We start from the raw sequence: 13334 nt of genomic DNA on the forward strand, positions 1-13334 counted from the left end.
GCTGTGCCGATGTCCTGAACGCTACGGACGCGCCGAGTCCCTGTCGTCGTGCCGTGGACGCGACTTGACCTCCTACCCCGGTAGGAGACGGGACCCCTGCCGTCGAACGATGTACGCCGTCGAACTCGCCGATTAGCCTTGCAGAATGAACGTGACCAGCGCCACCCCGCAAGCGGTCGGGCAGGCGTTGCGGGAGCTGCGGGCCGAGGCGAGGGCCAGTCGCGGGCGTATCCGGCTGTTCCTGCGGCATCCGGCCAGTGAGTTCCGCCGTCATGCCGAGCAGTTCGGTTACCCGGCCAATGTGGTCGTGCTCATCGACATGATCCTGCTCGCGGTCAGCGTCATCGCGGTGTTCCAGCGTTATTCGTCGGGGTATTTCCCCAGCGTACTGCCCATGGTGGCGTTGCTGCTCGCGAATCTGACCGGTCCGCTCTACGTGGCCTTCGGGTTGATGCCGAAACCGCTGGTGATCGCGGGGTTCACCATGGGCGCCGAGGCGGTGTTCCTGGCCCAGCCGGTGCCGACCGACAGCGCCCCGTTCGTCCTGATCGCCGCCGCCGGGGAGATCGCCGCGCTCGGATCGCTGCTCGTCAGCGTGCCGGTGGCCTGCGCGATGATCGCGGAACTGTGGTTCTTCCATGCCATCGGCCACCTGGACATCGGCATGCCGGTCTGGGCCTTCGCGGTGGCCTGCGGCTGGATGGCCGGGCAGATGATGAACTACCAGCGGCGCTATCTCTATCAGGAGCGAGAGAACCAGGCGGTACGAGCCGTGCAAGCTGCCGATGACGAGCGTCGCCGGATCGCTCGTGAGGTGCACGATGTCATCGCTCATTCGCTGAGCATCACGTTGTTGCACGTCACCGCGGCCCGGCACGCCTTGCAGACGGACCGGGACGTGGACGAGGCGGTGGATGCGCTCACCGATGCCGAGCGGCTGGGCCGGCAGGCCATGGCCGATATCCGGCGCACGGTCGGGCTGCTCGGTCAGCAGCCCTCGCTGCAGACCCCGGAACCCGGCCTGGACGATATCCCCGAGTTGATCCAGGATTTCGTGCGCGCGGGCATGGAGATCGATTTCCGGATGTCCGGCAGTGCGCGTGAGGTGTCCGCGGGTGTCGGTCTGGCGCTGTATCGGATCTGCCAGGAATCTCTCGCGAATATCGCCAAGCACGCGCCCGGGGCCGAGGCGCGGCTGCGAATCGAAATGTCCGCCAGGGAAATCACTTTGACGGTCGCCAATCCGCTGCCGCCCGGGGTGCTCCCCCGGCCCGGGCACGGTATGGGTATTTCCGGTATGCAGCAGCGTATTTCACTGCTCGGCGGCACTTTGTCGTCGGCGGCCGAGGACGACCGCTGGCGGGTCGTCGCCCGGATTCCATTGTCCGGTCAGTTCGAATGTCTGGCGTCGACCGCCGAGGAGCATGTGCGCACGATGTTGTTCTCCATGATTCGGAAGCCGGCGGCGGACGGTCCGCGCGGGGAGGGTGAGCGGTGAGCGATCGTCCGGACGAGGAGTTGATCGATGTCCTGGTCGTCGACGATCAGGAGCTGGTGCGCGGCGGCTTGCGGCGGATCCTGCGCCGCCGTGACGGTTTCGCGGTGAGCGAGTGCGCGGACGGGGACGAGGTGCCGGCGGCGGTGGCCGCGCAGCGCCCGGATGTGGTGCTGATGGATCTGCGGATGAAGCGGATCGGCGGTATCGAGGCGACACGGACATTGCGTACGTGCGCGGACGCGCCGCCTGTGCTGGTTCTCACAACGTTCGATGATGACCAATTACTGTCCGGCGCATTACGTGCCGGGGCGGCCGGTTTCATTCTCAAGGATTCCCCCGCGGAGGATCTGATCCGCGCGGTACGGACGGTCGCCACGGGTGGATCGTGGCTGGATCCGTCGGTGACTCCGCGTGTCCTGTCGGCCTATCGCTCGGCGCGTCCCGTGCCCGCGCCGGGCGACAGCCGGCTCACCGATCTCACCGTGCGGGAGCTCGAGGTGCTGGAGTTGATCGGCCGCGGGCGGCTCAACGGCGAGATCGCGGGCGCGCTGGGTATCTCGGAGGTAACCGTCAAGAGCCATGTGGGGCACATCTTCGGGAAGCTGGGGTTACGTGATCGGGCGGCGGCGATCGTGTTTGCGTTTGACCACGGCGTAGTCGCACCGGGAGAATCCACTTCCTGAGGGCCGGGTGGCGAATGATCTCGTCGCGACCCTCCCTGGAGTTGGAGGTTTGGACGGGGTGGATGCACCACCATCGCGGGCCGGTAGCCGTTTCGGTCCGTACGAGTTGCGCGCGCTGCTGGGCAGGGGCGGCATGGGTGAGGTCTACGAGGCCTACGATGCCGTCAAGGACCGGATAGTCGCGCTCAAACTGCTACCCGCCGATCTCGCGAAAGATCCCTCCTACCAGGAACGTTTCCGCCGCGAGTCGCAGGCGGCGGCGCGGCTGGCCGAACCGCACATCATCCCCATCCACGATTGGGGCGAGATCGATGGTGTGCTCTACATCGATATGCGGCTGGTGCGCGGGCACGATCTGCGCACCATGCTGGATGTGAAGGGCCCGCTGTCGCCGATCCGGGCGGTCGGCATCATCGAGCAGATCGCGGCCGCACTGGACGCGGCGCACTACTCGGGACTGGTGCACCGGGATGTCAAGCCCGCCAACATTCTTGTGACCGATGCGGATTTCGCCTATCTCGCGGATTTCGGCATCGCGCGCGCGGAGGGCGACACCACCATCACCGTGACGGGGACCGCGGTCGGCTCCTACGCCTACATGGCGCCGGAGCGGTTCGATTCGGGTCCGGTCACGGGCAGCGCGGATATCTACTCGCTGGGTTGCGTGCTGCACGAATGCCTCACGGGCGTCAAGCCGTTCCCGGCGCAGAACATGAGTGTGCTGATCCGCTCGCACCTGTCCGATCCGCCGCCGCAGCCCAGTCTGCGGCGGGCCGGGATTCCGCCGGCGCTGGATTCGGTGGTGGCGCGCGCGCTGGCCAAGAATCCGAACGGACGGTTCCTGACGGCGGGCGAATTCGCCCGCGCCGCACGGGCCGCGCTCGCCGGGGGCGTGGTCGCGCCGCCGACGGAGATGCTGCCGCCCGCGCGCACGGTGCCGCCCGCGGCCGAGACGACCATCATGCCCAGCCTCGGCGGGGCCCGGGGACCGGCCGGTCAGCCGCCGGTCGGACCGGGTCCGATCAGCGGTCCGGGTGCGCAGACGGTGCGGGGTCCCGGCTCGGCTTCCGCGGGCCCGGGCGGTAGCCCGCCGGGCGGGAATGCCGGTCCGAACGCGCCGGGCCAGGGCGGCCGGCGACCGGATCCGACGCTGCGGCAACCGAATACGGGCGCCTTCCCGGCCTTCATCACCGGTGGATTCCCGGCGACCGAGCCCGAACCGCCGGAGACCGGCGAGCTGGTCATCGTGCCGTCGGATCCGACCACGGTGCGGGTCAGCGACTTTCACTTCACGCCACTGCCCGAGGATGCGCAGGAACGCGCGGCCTGGGGTCATGCGCAGGCGCAGCAACGGGACTTTCCCTATGCGCCCGCACCGGATCCGTCGCTCTACCCGACGGCGGATCATCCGCGGGTCGAGACGCCGCGGCCCCCGGCCCGGCGTCCGCGCCGCGGGAAGTCGATCGCGGTGCCGCTGTCGCTCGGCGTGCTGGTGATCGCGATCATCGCGATCGTCGGCACCATCGGCTGGCAAGTCCTCGACGGCTCCCGCAACGAATCACCGAGTACGACAGCGGTACAGGGGAATCCGGGTGGAGTAACCCAGCCGCTGTCCCGAACCAAAGGTCCGACAACGACGTCGGCGGCGCCGACGACGACTGCGGTACAGTTGCCCGCCGGCGCGACGCCGTGCTCGGTGGTGTACGGAAACCTCAACGGTTACAACAATTCCGCGATCGGAAATACTGTTACCAGCTGTCCTTTCGCGGAAGAGGTACGCCGGGCCTATGCTCAGGCGACGTCGGGTCAGACGGGGGTGACGACGAGTGTGGTGGTCGTCAGCCCGGTCACGAACCGGCCTTACACGATGAATTGCAGTGCGGCAGGCAAATTGGTTACCTGCATCGGTGGTGAGAACGCGGTGGTGTATGTCTACTGACCGGATTCCGTCCTGTCGCAACGGTATTGCGGCCGGGCTGGCGCTGGCAGCTATGTTCGCGGTGTCCGCTTGCAGTTTCAATCCGCGTATCCCGGGGGGTTCGCCGGTGCATGTCGCGCGGATCGTCCAGGCCGCGAAGACCGAGGCGCTACCGGGCATGTCCCTGGACGCCTCGGATCTGCCGGAACTGTTCGGGCTGCCGCACAATGTCACGTTCGCGGCGGATTTCGCGGATCTGCAGTCCACCATGGACGGGCGGGTCGGATTGGCGATCATGCCCGTCGGGGGCGGTGATATGACGCAGCTCGGCACCTGGACCAGCGGTATCGCGTGGTCGACCATCAAGGTGCCGATCGCGCTGGCCGCGCTGCGCAAGGATCCCGACGGCATGCAGTCCATTGCCGAGGCCGCGATCACCTACTCGGACAACGATGCCGCGGAGGCGCTCTGGAATTCGCTCGGCAGCGGTGGGCAGGCGGCCGACATCGTGGAGGCCGTGCTGCGCGAGACCGGTGACACCCGTACGGATGTCGCGGCGCGACACACCAGGCTGGCGGATCTGGAATCCTATGACGGGCTGGCCTTCGGCACCACCGATTGGTCGCTCGCCGATCAGGTGCACTTCGCGTCGAAGCTGCCGTGCCTGCCCGGCTCCAATTCGGTCATCTCGCTCATGAGTGAGATAACGCCCAGTCAGAGTTGGGGTCTGGGGCGATTGATCGGCGCGGAGTTCAAGGGCGGCTGGGGTCCCGACGACGAGACCGGCAAGTACACCGTGCGGCAGTTCGGCGTGATCCCGACGCTGCGCGGGCCGATCGCCGTGGCCATGGCGGCCGAACCCGCTTCCGGCAGTTTCGATGACGCCACCGACATGATGGACAAGCTGGCGCTCATGATCGGCGATCATCTGCCGGATCTGCCTGGGGGGCTGTGCAACCACTGACCTGGGCGTTCCACTGAGTGGGACGGCCGCTGGGCACGATCTTCCGAAACCCGGCAATACGCACGGTATTTGACCATGATCCTCCCACCGCACCACAATCCTTGCGATTGACGGGGGCGGGTGTGTCCCGTAGGAAGCAGGGACACACCGGGATGATGGAGGTTACGGCGTGAGCGCACGGTATTCGCGGGCCGCGGTTTTCGGGGCGGTCGCGCTGCTGGCAGTCGCGCTGCCGGGGTGCGGTAGCAAGCCGGTCATGGTGCCGGACAATGCGAGCGCCGCCGCTGTCGCGCCGACCACGGCCCCGCCCGCCAGTGTCGCGGCCATGCCGGGCACGCTGGCCTGGGATTTCGTGAATCAGCTGGAACCGACGCTGGCCGGCAAGGTGGGAATCGGGTTGTTGCCCCTGGGCAGTACCCAGGTGGTGGAACTGGGTGACTGGACCACCGGGCCGGCCTGGTCGACCATGAAGGTGCCGCTGAGCCTGGCCGCGCTGCGCGCCAATTCCGGGGAGATCGGCGCGGCCACCAATGCCATTGAATATTCGAACAATACGGCCGCGGACACGCTGTGGCAGTCACTCGGCACGCCCGAGGTCGCCGCGCAGACCGTCCAGGCGGTCTTACGCGAGGGTGGCGACACCGCGACCACGGTGCCCGCCACCCGCGCCCGCGCGGACTTCTCCGCCTTCGGCCAGGCCGACTGGTCCATCACGAATCAGCTCACCTTCGCCGCTCACCTGCCCTGCCTCCCCGGCTCGGATGCCGTCACCTCCCTGATGGGCAAGATCAGCGCAGGTCAGCGCTGGGGACTCGGCAATCTCGACGGCGCCCTGTTCAAGGGCGGCTGGGGCCCCGACACCAACGGCAACTACCTGGTCCGCCAGATCGGCCTCATCCCGGTGGACGGCGGCCAGATCGCCATCGCCATTGCCACCCAGGCCAATTCGGGCACCTTCGACGACGGCACCACCATCCTCACCAAAATCACCGACCTGATCCAGAAGCACCTCACCGAACTGCGTGGCGGCACCTGCGCCGCGCATTAACCACAGCTTCACGGGGGCGAATCCCCGGGATTGCCGGACTCAGGGCAAGATGGGTGCCATGCGCATCGGAGTCTTGACCGGAGGCGGAGACTGCCCAGGCCTGAACGCCGTGATCCGTGCCGTCGTTCGCACCGCGAACGGGCGGTGGGGGGATGCGATCGTGGGGTTCCAGGACGGGTGGCGCGGCCTACTCGAGGATCGCAAGATCCAGATCCTCAACAACGACCGCACCGACCGCCTGCTCACCAAGGGCGGCACCATCCTCGGCACCGCCCGCACGAATCCGGACGTACTACGCGCCGGACTCCCCCGGATCAAACAGACCCTGGACGACAACGGCATCGACGCCCTCATCCCCATCGGCGGCGAGGGCACCCTGACCGCCGCCTCGTGGCTGGCCGACGAGGGCGTACCCGTGGTGGGCGTCCCGAAGACCATCGACAACGACATCGACTGCACCGACACCACCTTCGGCCACGACACCGCAGTCGCCATCGCCACCGATGCCATCGACCGCCTGCACACCACCGCGGAATCGCATCAGCGCGTCATGCTGGTCGAGGTGATGGGCCGGCACGCGGGCTGGATCGCCATCAACTCCGGCATCGCGTCCGGCGCGCATCTGACCCTGGTGCCCGAGGTGCCGTTCGATGTGGACGAGGTCTGCGCCATGGTGAAACGCCGCTTCCAGCGCGGTGATTCGCACTTCATCTGCGTGGTCGCCGAGGGCGCGCACCCGGATCCCAATTCCATGAGCCTGCGCGACGGCGGTATCGACGAGTTCGGGCATGTCCGTTTCACCGGTGTGGCCCAGCAACTGGCCCCGGAGATCGAGCGCCGCATCGGCAAGGAGGTCCGCGTGACCGTCCTCGGCCATGTGCAGCGCGGCGGCACACCGACCCCGTACGACCGGGTGCTGGCCACCCGTTTCGGCGTGCACGCGGCCGAGGCCGTGCATGCCGGGAACTTCGGTCAGATGGTGGCGTTGCACGGCAGCGAGATCGATCTGGTGCCGCTGGCGGAGGCCACCAAGCAGCTCAAACTCGTTCCGGCGGACCGCTACCGCGAGGCTGCCGCGTTCTTCGGCTGATCAGCCCCCTCGACGAATTTCACCGGCCCCTGCACTCCAGTGCGGGGGCCGGTCTCATATGCGCCGGCGGGCCGCCCTTATTCGGGTGTCATGCGCGCCTTTTCGGCCGCTTCCCGGCGCATGGCGACCGCTACCGCCGCGACCCCGGCCACTCCGATCAGCCAGGAGATCCAGACCGGTGCTCCCATGCGGATGACGAGCCCGGATACCCCGAACGAGTGATGCCACAGCAGGTCGGTGATACCGGACCCGAAACCCTGTATCAGCAGCACGAATCCGATGGTCCACCAGACGGTCTGGCTCTGCTGCTTCGAATTCGCCGACTCCTTGGGATCGGTCGACATGGCTTACCCCCACTTCCCGGACATTCCCGACTCCGAACTGTTTGCTCAGAGCAGTCTCCGGCGTGGGGCACCGGCCGCGCATCGGCCTGAAGTTGCCCGGCCGCAATGCTTTTGCCAGTCGTGAGGATGAGTCCGGATCGGCGCATCCGCCGTGGGATGTCATCCTCGATGCTGATCAGTGTGCGTCGAAACGTCCGGCGGCGAGCGCGTCGGTGAAGCGATCCCATTCGGCCGGTGCGAAGATAAGCGCAGGACCGGTCGGATTCTTACTATCGCGGACTCCCACTCCGCCGGACAGGAAAGCGATTTCCACGCATTCCTTGGCGCCCGTACTGCGGGCGCTCTTGAACCACCGGACGCCGGACGGTTCGACGTTCACGTCGCGTACTCCTTCGCTGCCTTGCGCAAGAGGTCTCTACTACTGGTCTCGTCCAGCGCCGCGCGCTGGATCGCCTGGTACGCCTGCAGATAACGGTCGACGGCGGCCTGCTTTTCGAGATAGAGGTCACCGAGGAAGTTCTCCAGGTACACCACGGTGGGCTCGAGCGGTCGGTTGCCGCCGTCGTGACCGAAGTCCAGAATCACGAACGGGCCCACGGTATGACCGATCGGGACGCCCGCCGAGAAGGGTAGTACACGAACAGCAATCGTTGGAAGTGTCGACATGTCCGCCACGCGGCGCAGTTGCGCGGCCATCACGCGCGGACTGCCGACAACGCGTCGTAGTGCGGTTTCATGGACGACCACCTCGAAGGTGGCGGGGTTGCGCTTGCGGGTGAGCAGGCTCTGGCGGCGGACCTTCAGCTGCACACGGCGGTCGAGTTGGTCGTCACCAGCATCCGGCCAGTAATCACCGATCAGGACCCGTGCGTAGTCGGCGGTCTGGAGCAGTCCGGGGATCAGGTCCGGCTGGTAGGAAATGAGGCCGCGGGCCGAAGCCTCCAGGCCCACATACACGTTGAAGCCCTCGGGTATGAGGTCGTCGTATTCGTGCCACCAGGACTTGACACTGGCCTGTTGCGCCAGACCGCCCAGGGCCGTGGTGAATTCGTCGTCGAAATCGTAAATGCGGCATAATTCCCGGATGTCGAGTACGCGAATCTTCTCGGCATTACCGGTTTCCAGCCGTTGCAGTTTGGATTCGCTCCACTCCATCAGCGCGGCCGCCTCGGCAATGGTCAGATTGCATTGCATCCGACCCTCGCGCAGGTATCGCCCCAGTTGACGGCGCGGCAGCGTGGAACCGTTGTCGGACATCCGTAGTCCTCCCCCGCGAACGCAGTGTGAGTCACTCTGAACGATGCTCCCATGCGTTATGAATTCCGACCTGGAGCTTTGACAAACTTTCAGGATCCGGCGAATGTTCGATTGTCGGGTAGCGCCGCGGATGCTGAACTGGAAGTCGCGCCCGGTGAGAGCCGGAGCCCTGATATCTCTGGACCCACTCGTCCCCGAGCCGGGCGCACCACACTCCGACACCCGCTGCGCCGCAGCGACAACCGGCATACCGCCGTGCGCCCCGGCGAACCTCGATACCCTGTACCTCAGGCCCGGCGCGAGCGTGCGCCGCCCGCCCGATCACCCCGCGCCGGACCGTGCAGTCCCCCGACCTCCGCGCTGCCCCGGTGTACACGATGATGTATCTCTTCGATTGCACGATGGACCCCGGCGAGCTGACCCTCCCGGTGGCCCATCAAGCCATGCAAATCCACAAATGCTGCACTGTCGACAACTGCCTCGTCCGCCGCCGCGCCCGCCAGATCCTCGTCGACACCGGCCAGATGACCCTAGGCGACCGCGCCAACCCCTGACCACCGAGGCGGCCGCTACCGAGCCACCAGCACCAACACAATCACCACCAACAGCACCAGCACCACCGCCGTGAACCCCACCATCACCATCGCAGCCACCTGCGACGACCTCCCCTGACCCGGAACCCGCTGCGGCGGCACGTGATTCGGGCCGAAGGATCCAGGAGCCGCCCCGTAAGGCGCTCCCGGGGAAACAGCCGGCGGAGCGCCGAATCCGGACTCCCCCTGCCCCACCGAAATCACCGGAAGCCCGCCAGAGGTCGCCGGGCCGGCCGAATACCCCTCCGACACACCGGGATCCCTCTCTCCGCGCCCACTCACCCCACCGGCCTCGCCAGACGCGGGCACGAACGCCCCCGACTCCGGATGCCGCAACTCCGCCCCGGGATAACCCGCAGGCACCTGCTCAGGCGCAGGCCGAACCACCGGCGCACTCACCGCAGTCACAATCTCATCCTGCGAAACTGCCCGCGCCGGACCTTCCGGCTCACGGGACACTGCCTCCGCATCATCCGTCGCGGAAGCGCCCACCGACTCCGAGTCCGCTGTCGCCGCTGCGGACTTCGGCCCGGCCCCAGTCGCTGAAATGGTGCCGCCCGCCAACGATCCTGCGCTCTGCAATGCAATGGCCGCCGCAGTCACCGGACCCGCAGCAGCCGGCACACCACCGGCAAGACCGCCGGGTCGAGGAGACCCCGCCTGCGCGGAAGGAGGAGGGCCCGACGCGCCAAGCTGCCCGCTGGCGCCGCTAGACGCCCCGCCCTCAGCGATAGCGGACTCTCCGGCTGCCGCGGAAGTCGAATTGCCCGGCTGTGGCGCGTCGCTGCGCTCTTCGGACGATTCCTCCGGCGCAGCGTCGAACGGTTGCGCGTTGGCCGGCGCGGACCGGTCGGCCGGATGCTGCTGCGGCACACCAGGCTGCGTGAGGAGGTCAGTGCGCTGGTCCGGCGAATTCGACGCTGCGACATAACCTGCTCGGTCGGCCGGGGTGGGCTCGTCGTGGGCTACAAACTCTGGCCCGGATGCCGGACTCGGCGCCGATAACTGCTGGGGCCGCGGCGACGGATGCTGTTGTGACGCAGCGTCTCCGGATATGGAGTGGGCGGGGGATGCGGACTGATGCTGTGGCGCCCCCGCGGTGTGGGACGCAGGCTGTGGCGCCCCGGCCGCGTGGGAGGCGGGCTGAGGCGGGCCGGCAGGCTGGGGTGGCGGTTGCTGTTGTGGGGCGGGGTGGGCCGGGGCCGGATAGGCCGGGTAGGCGGGGGCTGGTGCGCCGGCGGGTTGGGGGGATTGTTGTTGCGGGGCTGGATATCCGGCGGGGGGCGCGGGATAGGTGGCGGGGTAGGGCTGTTGGGGGCCTTGGTATCCGGGTGGGGGTTGGTAGGCCTGGGGGTAGGCGGGCTGGGGCGGGTAGGCGGGTGGGTAGGGCTGGAGGGCTTGGGGGGTGGGGTAGACGGGGTGGGGGGTGGTGGGGGCGGTGAGGGCTTGGCGGGCGGCCTTGGCGAAGGCGGCGCAGGAGGGGAAGCGGTCGGGGGCGCGTTTGGCCATGGCTTTGGTGAGGACGGCGTCCATGGCGGGGGTGAGGCCGGGGCGGCGGAGGCTGACCGGGGGTGGGAGGAGTTGGAGGTGGCCGTGGATTATGGCGGAGGGGTCGGGGGAATCGAAGGGGCCGGCGCCGATGAGGAGCCAGTAGAGGGAGAGGGCCAGGGAGTATTGGTCGGTGCCGGGGTCGAGGTGGGCGCCGGTCATTTGTTCGGGCGAGGCGTAGGCGAGGGTGGCGGTGAACATGCCGGCCTGGGTGAGGTGGGTGGAGTCCTCGCGGAGGCGGGCGATGCCGAAGTCGGTGAGGAAGACGCGTTCGCCGTGCCCGGCGACGGCGCGGGCCAGGATTATGTTGGCGGGCTTGACGTCTCGGTGCAGGACGCCCATGGAGTGGGCGTAATCCAGTGCGGCGGCGACGCCTTCGATGATCTGCACGGCGCGTTCGGGCGGCAGGGTGCGGACATTCACGCCGGCCGCGTCGACGCCGTCCACGTACTGCATGGAGATCCACAGCTGCTCGTCCTCGGAGCCGCGGTCGTACACCTCGACGATGTTCGGGTGATCCAGTTGCGCGACCAGATCCGCCTCGCGTTCGAAGCGGGCGCGGATCTCCCTGTCCGCGTACAGTTCCCGGTTCAGCAGTTTCAAGGCCGTCAACCGGCCCAGGCGTGGGTGCCGGGCGAGATAGACCGATCCCATCCCGCCCTGTCCGAGCAGTCGCTCAATGGTGAACCCGGCGAACACGTCGCCGTTCTTCAACACTTCGACGACCCCCTTCCGGTGACGTACAAGTCCGTGAGCCTACCGTCTGCGCGTCTCGTGGACGGCTCAGCCGGGAGTCACCAATCCGGACTCGTACGCGAGTACCACGGCCTGTGCCCGGTCGCGCAGATTCAGTTTCGTGAACACCTTCGACACATGCGTCTTCACGGTTTGCTCCGCCACGAAAAGGGATTCCGCGATCTCGGCATTGGACATGCCGCGCGCCACCAGTTCCAGCACTTCCCGCTCCCGCGGCGTCAGCACCGACAGTGCGGGCGCGGGCGCCCGGCGAGCCCGCCGGCGCGTGACATCCGCGATGAGCCGCCGCGTCACGGTGGGCGCCAGCAGCGCATCCCCCGCCGCCACCACCCGCACCGCGCGCACGAGTTCCTCGGCAGGCGCGTCCTTGAGCAGAAACCCGCTCGCCCCGATCCCCAGCGCCTCGTACACGTAATCGTCGATATCGAAGGTGGTCAGCATGAGCACCCGCACCGGCGGATCGAACGCGGCCGACAGAATGGCCCGCGCCGCGTCCAGCCCGTTCATCTCGGGCATGCGCACATCCATGAGCACCACATCGGGCCGCAACCGTTTGGCTTCCGCCACAGCCGCTTTCCCGTCCGCGGCATCCCCGATCACACTGATATCGGGTTGCGCGGCAAGCAATGCCCCGAATCCCTGCCGGACCATCGCCTGGTCATCGGCGATCAACACCGTTATCGCCACAGTCCCACCTCACGCACCCACACGAGTCTGCCATGCCGCGAATACGACTGCTGCGGCATGACCGGTTCACGCGGGCGGACGCGCCCGATCAACTGTCGCCTCGACGATCGGAGAAGCCGGGGGCAACCGATCCCTTCGACCGATGGCGACGAATCAACCAGCTGAGCTGCGACAAATCCACCAGCCAGGCCGCGACCGAGCCACCACATCCACCCGGGATTTGCTCTGTCGCAAGATAAATCATGAACCAATGACTTCACCCATCAAAACCTCGAGCTCAGGGCAGCAGCGTAAAGCTGTCCACATGCCGGGATCGGACCACGGAAAAGTGCCGTCTATCCGTTGTGGCGACGGTGCTCAGATTCCGCCGCTCGGCCGCGGCGATCACGGAGGCGTCCGCAGTTCCCAGCGGCAGGTCTCGATATTTCGCTACCAGTTCGGCAATACGCAGCCAGTCGGCCGCGTGCACGGGCTCAATCGTGAACAGCCCTTCGGCCAGATCCCCGAGGAAGCGAACTTCGGCTTCGGTACCCAGCCGGGTAGCGATGAGGTATGCCGCCTCGGTGATGACCAGCGTTGGCACAACCAGGGGGCCACGGTGGCTCTGGAGCAGTTCCAGACAAGCGTCATGGTGGGCATCGTCGGCATCGACGTAGGCGTACAACGGCCCGGCGTCGACTATCAGGGCGCCTATCGGCCCCACTCCCGGCTGAGGATCTCATCGATCCGGCTCGATACGTCCGAACGCCCACTGCGCCCCGCACCCGCAGCACCGAACCGCCGAGGCTTGCCCGTCGGCACGCAGAGATACTGCGCAATCGCCTCCCGAGTCAGCTCGGAAACGGTAACGCCCCGCAACTCCGCTTCATGACGCAAACGCTCGTCGAGCTCGTCAGGTAGTTTCACAGTGGTCCGCCTCATGGTATGCCAGCATACCGTCAAGTTATC

14 protein-coding genes are annotated in these 13334 nt (G+C 67.3%); 7 read left to right on the plus strand and 7 right to left on the minus strand.

What is annotated here, in order from left to right; translation table 11 throughout:
• The first annotated feature begins 145 nt into the window (after positions 1-145).
• The 6 genes from ACH438_RS08985 to ACH438_RS09010 all read left to right on the plus strand — a co-directional run bounded on the left by ACH438_RS08985 (position 146) and on the right by ACH438_RS09010 (position 7201).
• The gene (locus ACH438_RS08985) at positions 146-1498 is read left to right on the plus strand and encodes a sensor histidine kinase (RefSeq protein ID WP_397002903.1); all 1353 of its coding nucleotides are present in this window, start codon (positions 146-148) and stop codon (positions 1496-1498) included.
• Positions 1495-2181, plus strand: coding sequence for a response regulator (locus ACH438_RS08990; RefSeq protein WP_397002905.1), 687 nt, complete (start codon positions 1495-1497; stop codon positions 2179-2181). Before ACH438_RS08985 ends, ACH438_RS08990 begins: the two co-directional genes overlap by 4 nt.
• 58 nt (positions 2182-2239) lie before the next feature.
• A complete protein-coding gene (locus ACH438_RS08995) occupies positions 2240-4120 on the plus strand; it encodes a protein kinase (protein WP_397002908.1) in 1881 nt (626 codons plus the stop codon).
• Positions 4121-4226: 106 nt separating this feature from the next.
• The gene (locus tag ACH438_RS09000) at positions 4227-5063 is read left to right on the plus strand and encodes a hypothetical protein (RefSeq protein ID WP_397002910.1); all 837 of its coding nucleotides are present in this window, start codon (positions 4227-4229) and stop codon (positions 5061-5063) included.
• Between the two features lie 169 nt (positions 5064-5232).
• Positions 5233-6111: a hypothetical protein gene (locus ACH438_RS09005; RefSeq protein WP_397002912.1), complete on the plus strand. Its 879-nt coding sequence runs from the start codon at positions 5233-5235 to the stop codon at positions 6109-6111.
• 58 nt (positions 6112-6169) lie between these two features.
• Complete coding sequence (locus ACH438_RS09010) at positions 6170-7201, plus strand: ATP-dependent 6-phosphofructokinase (RefSeq protein ID WP_397002914.1); 1032 nt, start codon at positions 6170-6172, stop codon at positions 7199-7201.
• 77 nt (positions 7202-7278) lie between these two features.
• On the opposite strand, the gene ACH438_RS09015 is transcribed toward ACH438_RS09010, so the two are convergent.
• The 3 genes from ACH438_RS09015 to ACH438_RS09025 form a co-directional block, all read right to left on the minus strand.
• A complete protein-coding gene (locus tag ACH438_RS09015; protein ID WP_397002916.1) occupies positions 7279-7545 on the minus strand; it encodes a hypothetical protein in 267 nt (88 codons plus the stop codon).
• A 175-nt stretch (positions 7546-7720) separates the two neighbouring features.
• On the minus strand, positions 7721-7924 hold the full coding sequence (locus ACH438_RS09020) for a DUF397 domain-containing protein (protein ID WP_397002918.1): 204 nt from the start codon (positions 7922-7924) through the stop codon (positions 7721-7723).
• The gene (locus ACH438_RS09025; protein WP_397002920.1) at positions 7921-8802 is read right to left on the minus strand and encodes a helix-turn-helix domain-containing protein; all 882 of its coding nucleotides are present in this window, start codon (positions 8800-8802) and stop codon (positions 7921-7923) included. Before ACH438_RS09025 ends, ACH438_RS09020 begins: the two co-directional genes overlap by 4 nt.
• Before the next feature lie 377 nt (positions 8803-9179).
• On the opposite strand from ACH438_RS09025, the gene ACH438_RS09030 reads away from it, so the two are divergent.
• Entirely contained in the window at positions 9180-9356 is a 177-nt protein-coding gene (locus tag ACH438_RS09030) for a hypothetical protein (RefSeq protein WP_397002922.1), read from the plus strand.
• A gap of 15 nt (positions 9357-9371) precedes the next feature.
• On the opposite strand, the gene ACH438_RS09035 is transcribed toward ACH438_RS09030, so the two are convergent.
• The 4 genes from ACH438_RS09035 to ACH438_RS09050 all read right to left on the minus strand — a co-directional run bounded on the left by ACH438_RS09035 (position 9372) and on the right by ACH438_RS09050 (position 13307).
• Positions 9372-11660: a protein kinase gene (locus ACH438_RS09035; protein ID WP_397002924.1), complete on the minus strand. Its 2289-nt coding sequence runs from the start codon at positions 11658-11660 to the stop codon at positions 9372-9374.
• A gap of 66 nt (positions 11661-11726) precedes the next feature.
• Positions 11727-12386: a response regulator gene (locus ACH438_RS09040; protein ID WP_397002926.1), complete on the minus strand. Its 660-nt coding sequence runs from the start codon at positions 12384-12386 to the stop codon at positions 11727-11729.
• Between the two features lie 277 nt (positions 12387-12663).
• On the minus strand, positions 12664-13089 hold the full coding sequence (locus tag ACH438_RS09045) for a type II toxin-antitoxin system VapC family toxin (protein WP_397002928.1): 426 nt from the start codon (positions 13087-13089) through the stop codon (positions 12664-12666).
• Positions 13077-13307 carry a CopG family transcriptional regulator gene (locus ACH438_RS09050; RefSeq protein ID WP_397002930.1) on the minus strand — a complete coding sequence of 77 codons (231 nt, stop codon included), beginning with the start codon at positions 13305-13307 and terminating at the stop codon, positions 13077-13079. The genes ACH438_RS09045 and ACH438_RS09050 overlap by 13 nt, the downstream gene beginning before the upstream one ends.
• Positions 13308-13334: the final 27 nt, after the last annotated feature.

Source organism: Nocardia sp. NPDC020380 (assembly GCF_044386975.1).
Taxonomy (GTDB): domain Bacteria; phylum Actinomycetota; class Actinomycetes; order Mycobacteriales; family Mycobacteriaceae; genus Nocardia.

What these genes read in the sequence shown, in the direction of transcription:
- ACH438_RS08985 (WP_397002903.1), top strand. Translation starts at nt 146, where the DNA reads ATGAACGTGACCAGCGCCACCCCGCAAGCGGTCGGGCAGGCGTTGCGG.
- ACH438_RS09010 (WP_397002914.1), top strand. Translation starts at nt 6,170, where the DNA reads ATGCGCATCGGAGTCTTGACCGGAGGCGGAGACTGCCCAGGCCTGAAC.
- ACH438_RS09015 (WP_397002916.1), bottom strand. Translation starts at nt 7,545, where the DNA reads ATGTCGACCGATCCCAAGGAGTCGGCGAATTCGAAGCAGCAGAGCCAG.
- ACH438_RS09025 (WP_397002920.1), bottom strand. Translation starts at nt 8,802, where the DNA reads ATGTCCGACAACGGTTCCACGCTGCCGCGCCGTCAACTGGGGCGATAC.
- ACH438_RS09030 (WP_397002922.1), top strand. Translation starts at nt 9,180, where the DNA reads ATGATGTATCTCTTCGATTGCACGATGGACCCCGGCGAGCTGACCCTC.
- ACH438_RS09050 (WP_397002930.1), bottom strand. Translation starts at nt 13,307, where the DNA reads ATGAGGCGGACCACTGTGAAACTACCTGACGAGCTCGACGAGCGTTTG.